Annotated in this window: 14 protein-coding genes; 6 read left to right on the top strand and 8 right to left on the bottom strand. The window is 66.6% G+C overall.

All coding sequences use genetic code 11. The features are described 5' to 3' along the window. Positions 1 to 78 precede the first annotated feature (78 nt). Both pncA and pncB read left to right on the top strand, forming a co-directional pair. Positions 79 to 687: a bifunctional nicotinamidase/pyrazinamidase gene (gene pncA, locus GU920_RS16760; protein ID WP_161768269.1), complete on the top strand. Its 609-nt coding sequence runs from the start codon at positions 79 to 81 to the stop codon at positions 685 to 687. Between the two features lies 1 nt (position 688). Continuing rightward, positions 689 to 1,978 carry a nicotinate phosphoribosyltransferase gene (gene pncB / locus GU920_RS16755; RefSeq protein WP_161768268.1) on the top strand — a complete coding sequence of 430 codons (1,290 nt, stop codon included), beginning with the start codon at positions 689 to 691 and terminating at the stop codon, positions 1,976 to 1,978. Here pncB and GU920_RS16750 read toward each other — a convergent pair whose 3' ends face one another. The 7 genes from GU920_RS16750 to GU920_RS16720 form a co-directional block, all read right to left on the bottom strand. Continuing rightward, on the bottom strand, positions 1,979 to 2,917 hold the full coding sequence (locus GU920_RS16750) for a phosphotransferase enzyme family protein (RefSeq protein WP_161768267.1): 939 nt from the start codon (positions 2,915 to 2,917) through the stop codon (positions 1,979 to 1,981). It lies immediately after the preceding gene. Beyond that, positions 2,901 to 3,326 (bottom strand): alternative ribosome rescue aminoacyl-tRNA hydrolase ArfB, encoded by a 426-nt coding sequence (arfB, locus tag GU920_RS16745; RefSeq protein ID WP_161768266.1) that lies wholly within the window; start codon positions 3,324 to 3,326, stop codon positions 2,901 to 2,903. Before arfB ends, GU920_RS16750 begins: the two co-directional genes overlap by 17 nt. A gap of 255 nt (positions 3,327 to 3,581) precedes the next feature. After that, on the bottom strand, positions 3,582 to 4,205 hold the full coding sequence (locus GU920_RS16740) for a queuosine precursor transporter (RefSeq protein ID WP_161768265.1): 624 nt from the start codon (positions 4,203 to 4,205) through the stop codon (positions 3,582 to 3,584). 109 nt (positions 4,206 to 4,314) lie between these two features. After that, positions 4,315 to 5,211, bottom strand: coding sequence for an esterase-like activity of phytase family protein (locus tag GU920_RS16735; RefSeq protein ID WP_161768264.1), 897 nt, complete (start codon positions 5,209 to 5,211; stop codon positions 4,315 to 4,317). Further along, positions 5,184 to 6,098, bottom strand: a complete 915-nt coding sequence (gene mepA / locus GU920_RS16730) for a penicillin-insensitive murein endopeptidase (protein ID WP_161768263.1) — start codon at positions 6,096 to 6,098, stop codon at positions 5,184 to 5,186. Before mepA ends, GU920_RS16735 begins: the two co-directional genes overlap by 28 nt. Further along, complete coding sequence (locus GU920_RS16725; protein ID WP_161768262.1) at positions 6,095 to 7,465, bottom strand: MFS transporter; 1,371 nt, start codon at positions 7,463 to 7,465, stop codon at positions 6,095 to 6,097. Before GU920_RS16725 ends, mepA begins: the two co-directional genes overlap by 4 nt. Positions 7,466 to 7,555: 90 nt before the next feature. Then, the gene (locus tag GU920_RS16720; protein ID WP_161768261.1) at positions 7,556 to 8,086 is read right to left on the bottom strand and encodes an acyl-CoA thioesterase; all 531 of its coding nucleotides are present in this window, start codon (positions 8,084 to 8,086) and stop codon (positions 7,556 to 7,558) included. A 135-nt stretch (positions 8,087 to 8,221) separates the two neighbouring features. On the opposite strand from GU920_RS16720, the gene GU920_RS16715 reads away from it, so the two are divergent. The 3 genes from GU920_RS16715 (at position 8,222) to yaaA (ending at position 11,456) form a co-directional block, all read left to right on the top strand. After that, on the top strand, positions 8,222 to 8,509 hold the full coding sequence (locus tag GU920_RS16715) for a YggT family protein (RefSeq protein ID WP_161768260.1): 288 nt from the start codon (positions 8,222 to 8,224) through the stop codon (positions 8,507 to 8,509). Positions 8,510 to 8,585: 76 nt separating this feature from the next. Further along, a complete protein-coding gene (gene recQ, locus GU920_RS16710; RefSeq protein ID WP_161768259.1) occupies positions 8,586 to 10,628 on the top strand; it encodes a DNA helicase RecQ in 2,043 nt (680 codons plus the stop codon). Between the two features lie 33 nt (positions 10,629 to 10,661). Further along, on the top strand, positions 10,662 to 11,456 hold the full coding sequence (gene yaaA / locus GU920_RS16705; RefSeq protein ID WP_161768258.1) for a peroxide stress protein YaaA: 795 nt from the start codon (positions 10,662 to 10,664) through the stop codon (positions 11,454 to 11,456). Between the two features lie 3 nt (positions 11,457 to 11,459). On the opposite strand, the gene GU920_RS16700 is transcribed toward yaaA, so the two are convergent. Beyond that, on the bottom strand, positions 11,460 to 14,045 hold the full coding sequence (locus GU920_RS16700) for a hybrid sensor histidine kinase/response regulator (RefSeq protein ID WP_161768257.1): 2,586 nt from the start codon (positions 14,043 to 14,045) through the stop codon (positions 11,460 to 11,462). Positions 14,046 to 14,191: 146 nt separating this feature from the next. Between GU920_RS16700 and GU920_RS16695 the strand changes: the two genes are divergently transcribed. Beyond that, the gene (locus tag GU920_RS16695; protein WP_161768256.1) at positions 14,192 to 19,597 is read left to right on the top strand and encodes an alpha-2-macroglobulin family protein; all 5,406 of its coding nucleotides are present in this window, start codon (positions 14,192 to 14,194) and stop codon (positions 19,595 to 19,597) included. Position 19,598 lies beyond the last annotated feature (1 nt).

Genomic DNA, 19,598 nt, shown 5'->3' with positions numbered 1-19,598 from the left:
GCGAATTCAAGCGCCTCCCATTGACGGGGGGGCAGGGGTTTCCTAGGCAGGAAGCTGCATCCGCGCACGAGGCCCGCCATGCCCGCAGAAGACCACGCCCTGATCGTGATCGACATCCAGAACGACTTTTGCCCCGGCGGCGCGCTGGCCGTGGCAGAGGGCGACACGATCATTCCGCGCGTGAACGCACTGATGGATGATTTTGCCACCGTCGTGCTGACGCAGGATTGGCACCCGCGCGACCATTCCTCTTTCGCGTCGAACCATGCCGGAAAGGCGCCGTTCGACAGCATCGTGATGGCCTACGGACCCCAGATACTGTGGCCCGATCACTGTGTGCAGGGCAGCGACGGCGCGGCTTTCCACCCGGCGTTGCGCGTCGATCCGGCGCAGCTGATCCTGCGCAAGGGGTTTCGCCCCGCCATCGACAGCTATTCCGCCTTTTTCGAGAATGACCGCAGCACCACGACCGGGCTTGACGGCTATCTGCGCGCGCGGGGGGTGGGCGCGGTCACTTTCGTGGGCCTCGCGACCGACTATTGCGTTGCCCATTCTGCGCTGGATGCGGCGCGCCTTGGGTTCAGGGCCACCGTCCTGATGGGTGCGTGCCGGGGCATCGACCTGGGCGGGTCGCTGGCCCGGATGACCGAAGAGATGCGCGCCGCGGGCGTCGTGCTGGAGGAGTGACGTGGTCGATATCGCCACCCGTGTGCATAACCACAATTGGAAGATTGATCCGATCGTCCGGTCGCTGATCGACACCGATTTTTACAAGCTTCTGATGTGCCAGTCGATTTTCCGCAACAAGCCGGAGACGGCGGTCACATTCTCGCTGATCAACCGGTCGTCCAGCGTGCGCCTTGCCGAACTGATCGACGAAGGCGAACTGCGCGAGCAGTTGGATCATGTGCGATCCCTGTCGCTGTCGCGGGGCGAAAGCACATGGCTGCGCGGCAACATGTTCTACGGCAAGCGGCAGATGTTCCGCCCCGATTTCATGGAATGGTTCGAAGGCCTGCGCCTGCCGCCTTACCATCTGGAAAAGCGCGACGGTCAATATGAGCTGACCTTCGAAGGGCGCTGGCCCGAGGTGATGCTGTGGGAGATCCCGGCGCTGGCCGTTCTGATGGAGTTGCGGTCGCGGGCCGTGCTGAAAGGGATGGGCAAGTTCGAGCTTCAGGTCCTCTATGCCCGGGCGATGACGCGGCTGTGGGAAAAGATCGAACGGCTTAAGGGCTTGGACACGCTCAAGATCGCCGATTTCGGCACGCGGCGGCGTCATTCCTTTCTGTGGCAGGATTGGTGCGTTCAGGCGATGCAGGAAGGGCTGGGGACAAAGTTCATCGGCACGTCGAATTGCCGCATCGCGATGAAACGGGACATCGAGGCGATCGGGACCAATGCGCATGAACTGCCGATGGTCTATTCGGCGCTGGCGCAGAGCGATGCCGAACTGGCGCAGGCGCCGTATCAGGTTCTGGCCGACTGGCACGAAGAGCATGACGGCAACCTGCGCGTCATCCTGCCCGATACCTACGGCACGGAAGGGTTCCTGCGCAATGCCCCCGACTGGCTGACCACATGGACGGGCATCCGCATCGATTCCGGCGATCCCGCCGCCGGGGCAGAGACGGCGATTCGCTGGTGGAAGGCGCGGGGCGAGGATCCGACACAGAAGCTGGTGATCTTTTCCGATGGGCTGGACGTGGAGAAGATCGAGGAGCTGCATCGCCAATTCCATGGCCGGGTGAAGGTGTCGTTCGGCTGGGGCACCATGTTGACCAATGATTTCAGGGGCTTGGCGGGCGACAGGCTGGCCCCGTTCAGCCTTGTCTGCAAGGCGGTTTCGGCCAATGGGCGGCCGACGGTGAAACTGTCGGACAACCCGAACAAGGCGATGGGGCCAGAGGCCGAAATCGCGCGTTACAAGCGCGTCTTTGGCGTGGGGGCGCAGGCGGCGATGGAAGTGACCGTCTGATCAGCCCAGCACGCGGCGGATCACCATATCGGCGCGGGCGAGGTGGCTGCGGTGGATCGGGTCGTCGGGCGCAAGGCGCGGCATGGTCCAGCCGACCGAGGCAAGCACCCGGGCCAGTGTGAAAAGTTCCACCATTTCAACGTCTTGCGTTCCATATCCCGCCATCAGCGCATCGCGCAGATCATCCCGCGCGGGTTCGTACTGGTTCTGGGAAAGAACGGTGCCAAGGTCGTAGAGACGAAAGCCGAAACCGCTGTCGTCGAAGTCGATCAGCGCCAGATCCGGGCCGATGCGCAGGATATTTTCGCGCAGCACATCGGCATGGATCAGGCCGAAATCACCCCCGGCCTTGGCGTGGCGGTCGATCGCCGAACGCAAAAGGACGCGTGCAGCAAGCAGTGCAGACGAACGTTCATACGACGCGGCGGGATGTTCCCAGAACCGGCCCCAGAGCGGCGCCTCGCCCATCAGGCCATCCCCATCCCAGCGCGGGCGGGAAAAACCCGGCGGAAGGGTCAGGCGGTCGCTCGTCTCGTGCAGGCGGCGCAGCAATTGGCCAAGCCGGACATGCAGATCAATCTGTGCGGGGGTGCTGTGGGCCAGTGGTCTGCCTGCCGCCCCGATCGCCTCTCCATCCAGCCAGCGGACGGCCGAAGCATGGCGTCCCGTGGCAAGGGTTGCGAGGTGTTCCCCATCTGGCAGCGGCAGCGGGGCCGGCACCGGCAGGCCCAGCGCGGCGAGTTCGGCGCACCACCAAAGTTCCGACCTGATCGCCGCCGCATCCTGATAGCCCGTGCGGTGCAGGCGCAGGGCGGCGCAGGTGCCTTCGGGCAGGGCCATCTCATACACCGCATTCTCGCGCGCCACGATCAGGCGGGACACGCGGCCCTGCCAAAGCGCGGCGGCGGCGCGCGCCTCGGCTTCAGTCATCGTCGCCATCGACCCGGCCCCGCAGGGATTTCACCTCGCCCCGCACGGATTTGGCGGCAAGCCTGCGGCGCTGGCTGCCGAGGGTGGGCTTGGTGGCGATGCGCCGCTTGGGCGCGACCAGCGCCTGACGGATCAGATCGGCCAGACGTTCGCGCGCAATCTCGCGGTTGCGGGCCTGAGAGCGGGTTTCATCCACCTGCAGGACGATGGCGCCTTCGGTTGTCCAGCGCCGCCCGGCAAGACGCTTCAGCCGCGCCTTCACCGGCGGGGGCAGGTGGGGGGAGCGCTCTGCCTCGAACCGCAGTTCGACGGCGGTCGAGACCTTGTTCACGTTCTGCCCGCCCGGGCCGGAGGCGCGGATGAACTGCTCGGACAGTTCCCAATCGGCGATGGCAATCGTGTCGGTGATGCGGAGCATGGGCGGTGGATGGTGCGGGTTTCACAAGAGAAAGGGTCGCCTGCGCGGCGACCCTTTCCGAGATCCAAGGAGATGGGCCAGTTAGGTTTCAAGCCCAATCAGATGGTCTGTCGACTGAGGGGCTGCCCTCAGAAAACACGCCCCCTGACTGTCCCGACACCTCTCTCCAATGTAGCTCTAGACACTGGATCACCTCCTTTCAATGGGTTGCTAGTAGGGTGAGGTTCGCACAGATTTTGTGTTTGTCAAAAGAAATCACGCAACCTTTACGCCGAAATGGCGGATCGCAAAGCGGAACGGCAACAATGCGATCAGATCGACGGCGATTTTCACACACCAGTCGGCAACACCCAGCGAAACCCAGAAGGGGACCTGCGGGCCGAAGCCCAGAAGCGGCATGGTTTCGGCCGCCCATGACACGTCATTGCCCGGTTCAAGGAAGCTGAACAATAGCGAGAAGGCGATGGTGAAGAAGATCGCGGTATCCAGCGTGGACCCCGCGAAGGTAGAGATGAAGGGCGCCTTCCACCATGCCTGACGGCGGAGCCGGTCGAAGATCGCGATATCCAGAAGTTGCGCCAGCAGGAAGGCCATGGCCGATCCGATGGCCACCCGCAGGGTGACGAGCGGGCCGTATTCCCCCATGATCTGGGTGCCGATGGCCGAACAGGCCAGACCGACAAGGAAGCCAACATAGACAACCCGGCGCGCGGCGGCGGGGCCTTCCAGCCGGTTCACGATATCCGAGACGAGGAAGGCCAGCGGATAGGTGAAGGCACCCCAGGTGAGCCAGGTGCCAATCGGATGCTGGACGAGGATGTTGGAGGCCACCACGACGGCGGCCATGGCGATGACGCCATAAGAGAAGATGCGGGTCATGTCTGTTGTTCCGTTTTGACAAGGTCGCGGAGACTTGGCCCCCAGATTGGGGACGGGGCGCGGTTACGCCTGCCCTGCGCGGTTGTCAACCGATGCCGGTGCGCGGCGGTCAGTCCTGCAGGCGGTATTCGACGATTTCGGTGGTCTGGAAGAAGTTGAAATTGTCATCGGCGATCATCGTCAGCCACAGCGCGCCGTCCGGGCCGCGCCAGACGGACAGGCCTTCCAGATTGTCATGCTGGCCGGGCGGCGTTTCCAGTTCGGTCCGTTCGTCCGCAAGCGCGGTGTCGGACAGCGCAAAGCTGCGCACCCGGCTGGAGAACCCGGCCAGACCGTGAAATTCGCGCTCCAGCACATAAAAGCGGCCATCCGGGCCGACATCGGCGCTGACCACCAGATAGCCGCCGTCGCGGCGCAGGGCGAAGGGTTGATCCCAGACGCCATCGCGATAGCGCCAGACGGGGAAGGGCCGGGTCAGTTCACCCGACCGTTCGGGCAGGGTGTAAAGGGTGCCGGACCCATCAATCGCCAGCGCCTCGAGCGCAGAGTTCCGTTGCAGCCGCCCGAATTCGCGCGGGGATGGCAGATTCAGGGCCGGCCCGTCGATCCTGTCATACTGCAGGATTCGGGCGACGTTTTCGAACGAGATATACACCGTGCCGTCGGCGGCCACGGCCATGCCTTCGGAATCGTTCCGCCCCGCTTCCAGCGGCGCCTCGGACCGCCCGCGCAGAAACCGCATCGGCGGGGCGTCGATCCCGGTGATCTGGCCCGACGCATCGCGGGTGACTTGACTGCGTGTCCATGCGCCCCGATCCGAGATGACAAGGAAGGACAGCCCGTCGGGCGCCATGTCGATGGCCGAAAGCCCGCCGAGGTTTTCATCTGCGCTGCGCCATTCGAAAGCGCCGACAAGACCTGCGGGCAGGGTCTGGCTGGCACTGCCTTGCAGACCAAGCGCCAGAAACACCCCCGCCATCAGGGCGAGGTGAGGACGTTTCGGCATTGTCTGGGCAGATCGGCAAGCGTGTAGTCGCGGGCGCCGCGCTTGCGCGGGGCGGGTTCGGCATCAGCATCGGCATCGGGATTGGGCTTCGGGTTCAGGTATTCGTCCGACACCCACCACATCAGCGTCTCGTCGCAGCCATCCCCGCCGTTCGAAAGTTCGGCCACCGTGGGCGTCTGGGTTTCGCAATGCCGGGCGCCGCGCGGGCATTTCAGACGTACATGGAAATGCGTGTCATGCCCCGGGACAGGACGGATCTTCTGCAGCCATTTGCGATCCGCGCGGGTGGCGCTGCGGCACATCTCAATCTTGACGGCAGCGGCGACAAAGATGCGGTCCACACGCGGATCAGAGGCCGCCGCCTTCATCAGGGCGTGGTGGGCGGGTGTCCAGTTCGCGGTCACGCTGCGCTGATCGGCCGAGCGGACCGGGATGGAGGAGATATCCTCGCGCTCCTGCCGCGACAGATCGAGACGGCGGGGCGGCAGCATCCAGATGTCGGCATCAAGGCCGATCTGGTGGCTGGCATGGCCGCTGGTCATCGGGCCGCCGCGCGGCTGACTGATATCGCCGATATAGAGCCCGGCCCAGCCGATCTGCCGCGCGGTCTGGCTGAGTTCGACGAGATAGTCGATCATCACCGGGTGGCCCCAGTAGCGGTTGCGCGACAGGCGCATCGCCTGCCATGTGGGGCCGGTTTCGGGCAGGGCGACCAGCCCTGCGGCGCAGCCTTTGGAATAGCTGCCAAAGGGCATCGGGCGATCCTGCGACGGGGCGGTGGCCGCGCCGAACAGCTGGTTCGCCTTCGTCTCGGCCAGCGCGGGAAGCGTCAGCGTTGCGACAAGCACCAGCCCTGCCGCCAGCCCTGCGAAGAAGCGTGCAATCATATCTGTTCACCCCGTGCGCGCACAAAGAGTAGCAGAACGAGGCCGATCAGGAACATCACGATCAGCGGAGAGATGCCGATGCGCTGCGATCCGCTGATGGCGGTGACAAGGGCGATCAGCGCGGGCGAGATGAAGCTTGCCACCTTGCCGGACAGGGCATAGATGCCGAAGGCTTCGGTCGCGCGGTCGGGCGTGGTGTGGCGCACCATCAGGGTGCGGCTGGCGGCCTGCAACGCGCCGCCCGCCGCGCCGATCAGCGCACCGCAGGCAAAGAAGATGCGGTCCGACGCGCCACCTGCGGGATCGAGCGGGATGCCCCACAGCCCTTCGCGCGTCATGCCCACGATCACACAGCAGACCGCGATCAGGACGACGATGCAGAAGGCGATCACCGGCTTTGGCCCATAGCGGCGGTCGGCCTTGCCGCCGATCCATGCGGCGATCATGGCGGTGACGGCGCCGACCACGCCGAAGACGCCGATCTGGGTGATCTCCCACCCCAGCACGCCCGAGGCATAGACACCGCCAAAGCCGTAAAGCGCGTTCAGCGCATCGCGGTAGAACAGCGACGAGGCCAGATAGGCCGACAGGCTGCCGCGATAGCGCAGCGAGGCGATCAGGTCGCGCAGGCTGGCGAAGGCCAGCGACAGGTTCAGCGGACGGCGTTCGATATGCGGCTCTTTCACCCAGAGGAAGAAGGGGATCATGAAGACGGCATACCAGATCGCGGTGAAGGGACCCACGGCGCGGGTGCCTTCGCGCGCCTCGGGATCGAGGCCGAGGATCGGGTCGATCCCGATCAGCGTCTTTCCCGTGGCGCTGTTTTCGGCGAACAGCGCCAGCATGATGGCCAGCGCCAGCACCCCACCCAGATAGCCGAAGGCAAAGCCGCTGCCGCTGACCGCGCCCAGATCATCATGATCGGTCAGGCTGGGCATCAGTGCATTGGTGAAGATGGTGGCAAATTCCATCCCGATGAAGCCAAGCCCGAAGAACAGCACCGCCCAGAACAGGTTGTCACCCCCGGGCGCGATGTACCACAGCGCGTAGGAACCGACGATGTAGAAGGCCGAAAAGAACCAGACCCAGACCAGACGCCGCCCCGTGCTGTCGGCAATGGCGCCGAGAAGCGGCGCGGTGACGGCGATGATGACAGAGGCGATCGCGAGCCCCGCCCCCCAATAGGCCTGCGCGGCGGCACCGGCGGCCTCGGGGTCCATGCCTTCGGCCATATAGTAGCCGCGCGCGATTTCCGCGAAGTAGGGGCCGAAGATGAAGGTCAGAAGCAGGGTGTTGTAGGGCTGGCTGGCCCAGTCAAAGAAGAACCACCCCCAGATGCGCCGTTTCGCGCTGCCCGCCAGTGCCATCCCTGCCCCCTGCCCTTTTGGTCTTGGCAGGGATTGAATCGCGAAACAGCCCCGCACGCAAGCCGCGCCTGCATGGATGGGGCAGAGATTTCAGCGCTGCGGCGGCCAGGGGCGGACGGCCTCGGCCGCGATCCAGCCCTGCACGAAATCGGGCAGGGCCGGGCTTGCCACCGGCTGGCCCATCGCCGCCAGAAGCCGGGCAGGCGATACGATCCCATCGCGCGAGGTCACGGCCATGCGCATCACGATATGGCTGGTGCAGTCATCGCCTTTCCACATCGACTGTTCGATGTAGAGAAAGCGGTCATCCCAGCCGATGCAGCGGCTGTAGACCGTCAGGCGGTCGAAGGCGCGCACGCGGCGGCGGTAACGCACGGTGTTGCCTGCCACCGTCAGCCCCCAGCGCTGCGCCTGCAGCACCGTCCGCAGCCCCGTGCGCAGGCTGAGCGGGATGCGCCCAAGGTCATAGATCGTGAGCGTGCGCCCGTTGTTCAGTTCCACCCAAGGGTCAAGGTCCCATGGCCAGCAGCGATGGGTGCTGACATGGGTGCCGAGCAGGGGCAGAGCGGGCGCGTTGCGGAACTTCCACAACTCTTTGGCCATGCGGAGGAAGGGATACATCGTGCAATCTCCTGTCGCGCCCCGGTTGCCCCGTGATCCCGGCGACGTCAAGGCGCAACGCTGCGGAAGGGCGTTGCCCTTTTTCGCGCCAACCGCTACCTCTGCACACAACCCCTAGTATGCGGAGGCCCGTGAATGACCTCGATCCTGCAAATCCTGCTTCTGATCCTTGATGTCGCCCAGTGGATCATCCTTGCCCATATCATCATGAGCTGGCTGATCAATTTTCAGGTCCTCAACCTGCGCCAGCCGCTGGTGGCGAATATCTGGGACGGTCTGAACCGCATCCTCGAGCCGATCTATTCGCGCGTGCGGTCCTTCCTGCCGCAGATGGGCGGGCTGGATCTGGCCCCGTTGATCGTGCTGCTGGCGGTCTATGCGCTGCGGATCATCCTGATCAACAACGCCTCGGCCTTCCTGTGATCTTTGCAATCCGTTAACCGGGCGCAGGCCATGCTGGCCCTGCCGCCCGCCGCATATCGGCCCGAACACGCCCCCCATGTCTGATCCGCACGATCTGCTGCACACCATTTTCGGCTTTCCCGGCTTCCGCCCCGGTCAGGAAGAGATCGTCAACGCAGTGTTGGCCGGGCGGAACACGCTGGCCATCATGCCCACGGGCGGGGGCAAATCGCTGTGCTTCCAGCTGCCCGCCCTGTGCCGCGACGGGGTGACGGTGGTGATCTCGCCGCTGATCGCGCTGATGCGGGATCAGGTGCGCAGCCTGCGCGAGGCGGGGGTGGAGGCGGGCGCGCTGACATCGGGCAATACCGAGGCCGAGACGGAAGCGGTTTTCGCCGCACTGGATGCGCGGCGGCTGAAGCTTTTGTACATCGCGCCGGAGCGGTTGGCCTCAGCCGCGACGCTGCCCATGCTGCGGCGGATCGGCACCACGCTGATCGCGGTGGACGAGGCCCATTGCGTAAGCCAGTGGGGCCATGACTTCCGCCCCGATTACCTGCGCATCGGCGAATTGCGCCGCGCGCTTGGCGTGCCGCTGGCGGCCTTTACTGCCACGGCGGATGAAGAGACGCGGGCCGAGATCGTGGCGCGGCTGTTCGACGGGGTGGCGCCGGCCACCTTCCTGCGCGGCTTTGATCGGCCGAACATCCACCTTGCCTTTGCGGTGAAGGACAATCCGCGCACGCAGATCCTGCGCTTTGTCGCGGCGCGGAAGGGGCAATCGGGCATCGTCTATTGCGCCACGCGGGCCAAGACCGAAACGCTGGCACAGGCGTTGCGGGACGAAGGGCATGTCGCCTGTTTCTACCATGGCGGCATGGATCCCGAGATGCGCCGCGCGGTCGAGACGCGGTTTCAGCGCGAGGACGGGCTGATCGTGGTGGCGACGATCGCCTTCGGCATGGGGATCGACAAGCCCGATATCCGCTGGGTTGCCCATGCCGATCTGCCGAAATCCATCGAAGGTTACTATCAGGAAATCGGCCGCGCCGGGCGCGATGGCAGCCCGGCCGAGACGATGACGCTGTACGGACCCGACGACATCCGCCTGCGCCGCGCCCAAATTGATGAGGGGTTGGCCCCGCCCGACCGGAAGGCCGCCGATCATGCCCGGCTGAACGCGCTGCTCGGTCTGGCCGAGGCGATGACCTGCCGGCGCCGCGTGCTGCTGGGCTATTTCGGCGAGGCTGCGGACCCCTGCGGCAACTGCGACCTGTGCGAGCGCCCGGCCGATCTGTTCGACGCGACCGAGGCGGTGCGCAAAGCGCTTTCGGCGATCCTGCGGACGGGGGAATGGTTCGGGGCGGGCCATCTGATCGACATCCTGACCGGCAGCGCCACCGACAAGGTGCGCGGGCGCGGGCATGACGCCCTGCCCACCTTTGCCGTGGGGCGCGACCTGACCAAGGCCGCCTGGGGCGCGGTGTTCCGGCAGATGATGGGGCGCGATCTGGTGCGCCCCGATCCCGAACGCCACGGCGCGCTGCGGATGACGGATGCGGCGCGGCCGATCCTGCGGGGCGAGGAAAGCATCACGCTGCGGCGCGACACTGTGGCCAGCGCGCAGCCGCGGGTGGCGGTGCGGGCGCTGGTGTCGGACGAGGATGCGCCGCTTCTGTCGGCGCTGAAGGCCAAGCGCCGCGCGCTGGCCGAGGCGGCGGGTGTGCCGGCCTATGTGATCTTTCCCGACCGCACGCTGATCGAGATGGCCGAACGCCGCCCGCGCGATATGGATGGGATGGCGGGGATCACCGGGGTGGGTGCGAAGAAGCTGGAAAGCTATGGCGCGGCCTTTCTGGAGGTGATCAACGGCGCGGCGGAACCCCTGCATCCGCAGCGGATGCGGCTGGCCGGGCGGCCCGAGGCGCAGGTTTTCGACCGGCTGGCCGATGTGCACCTTGCGCTGTCGCGGGGCGAGGACGGAACGGGGAAATACCTGTCGGTGACCCATTCCACCCTGCGCCTGATCGCGGAACGGCGCCCCTCCAGCCTGTCGGATCTGGAGCGGATTCAGGGGATGGGCGAACAGAAGGTGGAACGCTTTGGCCGGGCCTTTCTGGATGTCTTGCGCGAGGCGTGAGCCGGGCTATCTGCCCGGTCAAAGGAGTGTGCGATGCTGACCGTGATTTCCCCTGCCAAGCGCCTGGATGAGGAACCCCGCGCCCTGCCCGAAGGCATGGCGCCGACGCAACCCGCCTTTGCCGCCGATGCGGTGAAGCTGGCCCGGATCGCGCGGAAGCTGAGCGTCGATGACTTGCGGGCGCTGATGGGGATTTCGGAACCGCTGGCGCGGCTGAACGCCGCGCGGTTTGCCGCCTTCACCGTCACGCCCGGGGCAGAGGCGGTGAAACCGGCGGCCTTCTGTTTTGACGGCGATACCTATGCCGGGCTGGAGGCGCGGACGCTGAACCCCGATGCGCTGCGCTGGGCGCAGGATCGGCTGCGGATCCTGTCGGGCCTGTACGGATTGCTGCGGCCGCTCGACCTGATCCAGCCCTACCGGCTGGAGATGGGCAGCAAGCTGGCCAATCCGAAGGGGGGCGATCTTTATGCCTGGTGGGGCGCGCGGATCGCGCGGGCCCTGAATGACGCGGCGGCGGCGGTGGGAAGTGACGTGCTGGTGAACTGCGCGTCGCAGGAATATTTCGGCGCTGTGCAGGCAAAGGCGTTGAAGCTGCGGGTGGTCACGCCAGTTTTTCTGGACGGTCCGGGGGCGCAGGCCAAGGTGGTATCCTTCTTTGCCAAGCGGGCGCGCGGGGCGATGGCCCGGTTCATCGCCGAACATCGGCTGACCGACCCGGACGATCTGCGCGGGTTCGACATCGGCGGCTATGCATATGATGCGGCGCGGTCCACGGCGGATCGGCCGGTCTTCGCCCGCGATCAGGCGGCCGAGGCGGCGGCCTGAACCTCAGGCCGCGGTGCTTTGGGCGGCGGCACTGCCCAGATCGGCCTCGGGCGGGCAGTAGTGCAGCAGGACCTCGATCAGCGCCGATTTGCGCAGGGGTTTGGTTAGGTGTCGATCAATTCCGGCGGCGAGGAAGCGGATTGCATCCTGCTCCAACGCATGTGCGGTCAGGGCGATGATGGGCACATGCGCCCGCCCCGCCTCGATCCTGCGGATTTCGGATGTGGCGGTGCAGCCGTCAAGTTCGGGCATCGAGATATCCATGAAGATGAGATCAGGTCGCATCTCGTGCCACTTTTCGATCGCCTGCCGCCCGTTATCGGCAAAGCGCAGATCCAGATCGAGATCGCGCAGCATCTTGGTCAGGACCAGCTGATTGGTCTTGTTGTCTTCGGCTGCGAGAACGCGCATCCGGCGCGTCTGTCTTTCCGGCGACGGCGGCACGGCGAGCGGAAGGGGATCGCCCGTCAACCGCGTCAGCGCGCGGCAAAGATCGGCGCGCAGCACGGGTTTCACCAGAACATCATCCACCAGACCGTCGTGACGCGCGGCCTCGGCCTCGGGCAGATGGTCGGGGGTGACCATCACCAGCCGGGATTGCGAAAATCCCCGTCGGGCAAGCTGGCGGCACAGGGCAAGGCCATCCACCCCGTCCGGCCCGTGATCGACAAGGATCGCGGCATCCGTGCCGATCTGGACGTGATCGAGCACCTCATCCGCGTTGCGGCAGATCGTGAGGTTCACGCCAAACGGGGCAAGCTGCCGTTCGACGATGGTGCGGTTGGTGGGATTGCCCGCGCAGAACAGAAGGTTGCGCAGGCTGGTGGGGATGCGGGCGGGCAACACCTCTTCGGCGATGGGAAGTGTCAGGGCGAAGCCAAAGCAGGATCCGCTGCCCGGCGCGCTGTCCAGCCACATTTCGCCCTCCATCCGGGCGATCAGGCGGCGGGTGATGGCAAGGCCGAGCCCCGTACCTTCATAGCGGCGATTGGCAGCGTCCTCCACCTGGGTGAATTCGTCGAAGATGCGGGCCTGCTGGTCGGGGGCGATGCCGATGCCCGTATCTTCAACCGTGACATGGAGGCGCGCCATCCCGTCCGTTGCCTGCGTCCCCACCACACGCACCAGCACATGGCCGCGTTCGGTGAATTTCACCGCGTTGCCCATCAGGTTGGTTAGCACCTGCCGCAGGCGCCCGGGATCGCCCACCAGACGGGTGGGGAAGAAGATATCGTAATCCGTCAGAAGCTCGATCCCCTTGGCGCGGGCCTGCGGTTGCAGAAGGATCGCGGTTTCGTGGATCAAGCGTTCCAGATCAAAGGGTTCGGGGTTCAGCGCCAGATGACCGGCCTCGATCTTGGAATAGTCGAGCACATCGTTGATGATGATCAGCAAGGCCTCACCGGAAGACCGGATGGTTTCGGCGAAGAGGCGCTGTTCTTCGGTCAGGTCGGTGCCGCAGAGAAGCTCGGCCATGCCGACGACACCGTTCATGGGGGTGCGGATCTCATGGCTCATGTTGGCGAGGAAGGCGGATTTCGCGCGGCTTGCCGCCTCGGCCGCCGCACGGGCGGCGAGCAGCGTTTCCTGCGCCGCGCGCGCGAGCGTGATGTCACTGCGCAGGCCGACGCGCCCGCCATCGGGCGTGACGTGATCCTGCGCCCGGATCCAGCGGCCATCGGTAAGGCGCTGCTCTACCGCGCCGGCGGCGGCGCGGTAATCCGACAGGCGTTCTTCGAACCATGCCTCCTCTCGCCCCGCGGCATCGGCATGCAGGCCCTGCGCAAGGGCGGCGCGCAGGACATCTTCGAAGCGGGTGCCGGGCCTGACAGCATCTTCGGGCAGGGCATAGATCTCTTGATAGCGGCGGTTGCACAGGATCAGGCGATCCTGACTGTCATACAGGACAAACCCATCGGGGATCGCCTCGACCGCAGCGCGCAGGCGCATTTCAGAGGTGATGTCGATGGCAAGGCTGACGCGGTCGCCGTCACGGGCGCGCCGATCCTCTAGCCGGATCCAGCGGCCCGATCGCAGGGCCAGTTCGACGGGCGGAATGTCATCTGCGGTGATGCGGTCGCACATCGCGGCGATCCAGCTGTCCACATCCTGCGACAGGCACAGCAGGGGGGCAACGGCGGCCAGCAGATCACGATAGGCCATGCCGGGAAGGATGGCGCCTTCGGGAAAGGGGTGAAGCCACGCAGGATTGGCAAGCAGGAGACGGTTGTCGGCATCGAAGACGGCAAAGCCATCGCGGATGATGTCGATGGAGGTGCGCAGGCGCCGTTCGGCCATCACCGCCGCCGTATGGGCGCGGTCGAGATCGCCAAGATAGCGCTGGTTCTGGCCTTTCAGACGGTCAGCTTCGGACCGGGCGGCGCGGGCGGATTGCCGTTCCTCTACCACCTGCTCTGACAGGGCGCGGGCTTGCAGGGCAAGTTTTTCGTTGGCGGCCGCGAGTTCGCGGCTTTTCCATTCCAGATGCCGTTCCGCCGCCATCCGCGCGCGGCGTTCCTTGGCCAATCTTTCGGCCGCCAGTCTTTCGGCCGCCAGTCCTTCTGCCGCCAGTCTTTCTACCGATGTCATGGGTGATGCGATTCCCCTGCGTTCAAACGTCAGCATCGGGGAAGTCGGTAAACCGGGGGTAAACGCCCTGGCGCTCTGCACGACTCATTGCCAGCGGGGCGGGCGGCGTGTCAGCATCCCGCGCATCTTCCATCACCGGTGCCGCCATGCGTGTTCATGCCCTTCTGATTTCAGCGCTTCTTTCGATCCCCACCCTGCCTGCCTTTTCACAGGACCTCGTGCCACCGAAGCGGGTGGTCGTGTCACAGGATGTGGATCTGCCGGGGGGCGATGTGGCATCGGCCTTTGACACCACGCTGGAGGCCTGCGAACGCGCCTGTCTGGCGGGGTCAAGCTGCGAGGCGTTCACCTTCAATACCCGCAATGGAAGCTGCTTTCTGAAATCCGGGCCGGGTGAGGCCGCGCCCTATGCCGGGGCGATTTCGGCCTATGTCCTGCCCGCCGCGCCTGGCGCGGCAGAACGGGCGGCGCTGCGGCGGGGCGAGATCGGCTTTGTGCAGGACTGGGAGTTGCAGTCGATCACCCAGCAGGCTGCGGGCATGGGCCGCGATCACATGGCGGGCGACTGGACGGTGGCCGATCTGCAGACGGCGGCGGCGGATGCGGAATTCGCGGGCGATTTCGACAGCGCGGCGCGCTTTGCCGGGGCGGCGGTGACGCTGACCGATGCGCCGGGCGAATGGGCGGAATATGCGCGGCTGCTGCTGGTGGCAGGGGGCGTGCAGGGGCCGGATCAGCGCAGCTATGTGGAGCGGGCCTATTTCGCATCGGTCAACGCCTATCTGCGGGCCGAGGGCGCGCCGGAGCGGCACACGATCCTTGTGCAGATGGCGCAGGCGCTGGAGGCGCTGGAGCGGGGCGGCGATACGGTGCGCGCCCTGCGACTGGCGCAATCGGTGCAGATGCGCGACGACACCGCCGCCTATCTGGCGGATGCGGCGGGGAAATACGGGTTCCGCATCGTGGAGAACCGGGTGGAATCCGACAGCGCCCGCCCGCGCCTCTGCGCCACGTTTTCCGAGGATCTGGCGGCGAAGGGCGTGGATTACGCGAGCTTCGTGCAACTGGATGAACCCGGCCTGAGCGTGACCGCAGAGTATCGCGATATCTGCGTGGAAGGGTTGACCCATGGCCAGCGGGCGACGGTGACCTTCCGCGAGGGGCTGCCTGCGGCGGATGGGCAGGTGCTGGCGGCATCGGTGGATATCACCTCCTACATCCGCGACCGCAACCCCGGCGTCCGCTTCGCGGGCCGGGCCTATGTGCTGCCCAAGGCGGGGACTGCCGCGCTGCCGGTGGAGACGGTGAATACCGAGGCGCTGGATCTGACGCTGTATCGCGTGACCGACCGCAACCTGATCCGGGCCTTCCAGAACGGCTATCTGTCGGCGCCCATGGCGGAATGGCAGGAATACGATTTCACCGCCCAGACGGGGACAGAGGTCTGGACCGGCACGGCGACGGTGGGGATGGAGGTCAACCGCGACGTGACCACCCGCCTGCCGATGGACGAAGCGTTGCAGGGCCAGCCTGCCGGTGTCTATGCGCTGCGCGCCTCGGTGCCCGGAGAGCAGCCGTGGGAGGTGCCTGCCGGGTGGCAGTGGTTCACGGTATCCGATCTGGGGATCACCACGCTGTCGGGTGTGGACGGCCTGCATGTCTTTGTGCGCAGCCTTGGCAGCGCCGCGGCGAAGGAAGGGATCGGCATCGACCTTCTGTCGAACGGGAACGAGGTTCTGGGCAGCGCGGTGACCGATGCGCAGGGCTATGCCCGCTTTGACGCAGGGCTTACGCGCGGCGTGGGGGCAGCGGCGCCCGCGCTGATCGTGGCGCGCGAGGGTGAGGCCGACCTTGCCTTCCTGTCGCTGAATGATCCCGAGTTCGACCTGTCGGATCGCGGGGTGGAAGGGCGCGAGGCCGCGCCGCCGGTGGATGTGTTCCTGACCACCGACCGGGGCGCCTATCGCGCGGGCGAGACGGTCTATGCCACGGCCCTGACGCGCGACAGCGCGGGGGCGGCGATCGAAGGCCTGCCATTGACGGCTGTGGTCCGGCGCCCCGACGGCGTGGAGCACGCGCGCATGGCGGTGAACGACTGGGGCGGCGGCTATGTCTTCAGCCAGCCGATCCTTGGATCGGCCCCGCGCGGGGTGTGGCGGCTGGAGATGCTGGCCGATGTGGATGCGCCCCCGCTGGCCACGACGACGTTCCTTGTCGAGGATTTCCTGCCCGAGCGGATTGATTTCGACGTGACCGTTCCGCAGGATCTGCAGCCCGGTGCCATGGCGGAACTGGATGTCGCGGCGCGCTACCTGTTCGGCGCGCCGGGGGCCGATCTGGCTATCGAGGGCGAGGTGATGCTGCGTGCGGCGGAAACCCTTAAAGGCTGGGACGGCTATCGCTTCGGGCGTCATGACGAACCCTTCAGCCCGGTGATGCAGGGCTTTGATCCCGCGCGCACCGATGCCGCCGGTCAGGCGCGGGTGCCGGTTCTGCTGCCCGAGGCCGAAGATGCGGGCCGCCCGCTGGAGGCGCGGATCGCCGTACGCGTGGCCGAAGGATCGGGCCGCCCGGTCGAGCGGGTAACAACCGTCGCCCTGCCGCCCTCCGCCACACTGATCGGGGTGAAACCCCTGTTCGACGGCGTGGTGGCCGAGAATGGCGAGGCGCGCTTCACCCTTGCCGGGATCGGGGCCGGGGGGCAGGCCGTGCCGATGCAGGCCCGCTGGGAACTGGTGCGGGTCGAGACGACCTATCAATGGTATCAGAGCTTTGGCAACTGGATGTGGGAGCCCGTCACCCGCCGCACGCGGGTGGCCGAGGGAGACGTGGCGCTGGATGCCCCGGTCGAGATCGCGGTGCCGGTGACATGGGGCGAGTATGAGCTGGCGGTGACCGAGGCAGGCGGTGCGGCGGCCACATCGCTGACCTTTGCTGCCGGGTGGTTTGCCGCGGCGGACGCGGCGGCGACGCCGGACACGCTGGAATTGTCGCTGGACAAGGCGGCCTATGCGGCGGGCGAGGTGGCCAAGCTGCGGCTGGTGCCGCGCTTTGCGGGCAAGGCGGTGGTGATGGTTCTGTCGAACCGCCTTATCGCGATGCAGGCGGTGGATGTGGCCGAGGGCGAGAACGTGATCGACCTGCCTGTGACCGATGACTGGGGCGCGGGCGTCTATGTCACGGCGCAGGTGCTGCGGCCCATGGATGTGGCGGCCGGGCGCAATCCGGGCCGCGTGCTGGGGCTGGCCCATGCGGCGATTGATCCGGGCGCGCGGGCGTTGCGGGCCACGGTCGAGGTGGCGGCCGAGGCCGACCCGCGCGGCCCCCTGCCCGTTGCGGTGAAGGTGGACGGCGTGGCGGCGGGCGAGACGGCCTATGTCACCCTTGCTGCCGTGGATCAGGGCATCCTGAACCTGACGGGCTTTGTTCCCCCCGATCCGCAAGGCCACTATTTCGGCCAGCGCAAGCTGGGCGTGGGCATCCGCGATATCTATGGGCGCCTGATTGACGGGCTGAACGGGGCCGAGGGGACGGTGCGATCCGGCGGGGATGCCGGGGCGCAGGCGCGCCTGCAGGCCCCGCCGCCGACAGAGGAACTGGTGGCCTATTTCACCGGGCCGCTGGAGGTGGGCGCGGATGGCTATGCGAGGGCCGAATTCACCCTGCCCGCCTTCAACGGTGCGGTGAAGGTGATGGCGGTGGCTTGGTCGAAGACCGGCGTCGGGCAGGCGAGCGCCGATGTGCTGGTCCGCGATCCGGTGGTCGTGACGGCGTCGCTGCCGCGTTTCATGGCGCCGGGCGATGAGAGCCGGGTGCTGCTGGAGATCGTGCATGCCACGGGGCCGTTCGGGACCATGGCGCTGGCGCTGGACGGGCGCGGCGTGACGCTGGGCGATGCGCCCACGACCATCAACCTGCCCGAGAAGGGCAAGCAGGTGGTGGCCGTGCCGATCCTTGCGCAGGGCGAAGGCGTGCAGGAGGTGGCGGTCACCCTGACCACCCCGGATGGCAAGGCGCTGACCAAGACGCTGGCCCTGCCCGTGCAGCGCGGCGATCCTGAGGTGGTGCGCGTGTCACGCTTCGACCTCGCGGCGGGGCAGACGTTCAGCTTTGACGATGCGGTGCTGGCCGGATACGCGCCGGGCGCACGGGCGACGCTGGCCATCGGACCCTTGGCGCGGCTGAATGCGCCGGGGCTGCTGGCGGCGCTGGACCGCTATCCCTATGGCTGCACCGAACAGATGACATCCAAGGCGATGCCTCTGCTCTATTTCGATCAGGTGGCGCAGGCGATGGACCTGCCCTGGTCCGATGACGTGCGGGGCCGCGTGCAGGAGGCGGTGGCCGAGATCCTGACCAATCAGGGCAGCGAAGGGGGCTTTGGCCTGTGGGGGCCGGGATCGGGTGATCTGTGGCTCGATGCCTATGTGACGGATTTCCTGTCACGGGCGCAGGCGCGCGGCTTCGACGTGCCGGAACGGGCCATGCGCATGGCGCTGGACAACCTGCGCAATCAGGTGAACTTCGCCCCGGATTTCGACATTGGCGGCGAGGCCTTGGCCTATGCGCTGATGGTGCTGGCGCGCGAGGGCGCGGCGGCGATCGGCGATCTGCGCTACTATGCCGATGTGAAGGGCGATGCCTTTGCCACCCCCACGGCGATGGCGCAACTGGGCGCGGCGCTGGCGGCCTATGGCGAACAGGCGCGGGCGGATGCGATGTTCGCCCGGGCGGGTGCGCTTCTGCAGGCCGCCGAGGCCGAGACGGAGCAGGTTTTCCGCGCCGATTACGGCACCGCCTATCGCGATGCGGCGGCAGTGCTGACGCTGGCCGTCGAGGCGGGATCGAACGCGGTGGACCGCGAGGCGCTGACGGATCGGATCGCCACGGCAGGCGCCCTTTCGACGCAGGAGACGACATGGGCGCTGCTGGCGGCGCGTGCGTTGATCGACGCCCCCGATGCGGCGGGCATCACGATCGACGGCCAGCCCGCAGAGGGGCCGCTGGTGCAGATGCGGACGCTGGGCGCCGTGCCGGTGGCGGTGACGAATGGCGGGGCGGATACGACGCTGACCGTCACCACCTTTGGTGTGCCAGAGGTGGCGGAACCAGCCTCGGGCAACGGCTATGCGATCACGCGGCGCTATATCGGCATGGATGGCGGGGCGGTTGATCCTGCCGCGGTCGCCGTGGGCACCCGGATGATCGCGGTCCTTGAGGTGACGCCCTTTGCGCGCGGCGAGGCGCGGCTGATGGTGAACGATCCGCTGCCTGCCGGGTTCGAGATCGACAATCCCAACCTGATGACCGCCGGAAGCCTGCCCGCGCTGGAGGGGTTGGAGGTTCTGGACGTGGTGGCCCATGCGGAATACCGGCAGGACCGTTTCCTTGCCGCCGTGGACCGGATGGACAACCAGCCCTTCCGCCTTGCCTATGTGGTGCGGGCGGTGTCGCCGGGCAGCTTCCATCACCCCGCGCCATCGGTCGAGGATATGTATCGCCCCGATTTCCGCGCCGTGGGCGAGAGCGGGCGTGTCATGGTGACGGAATAAC

The organism is Paragemmobacter ruber (assembly GCF_009908315.1).
GTDB lineage: Bacteria > Pseudomonadota > Alphaproteobacteria > Rhodobacterales > Rhodobacteraceae > Paragemmobacter > Paragemmobacter ruber.
Note: the sequence above shows the minus strand (reverse complement) of the source record. Positions and strands in the feature narration are given on the sequence as shown.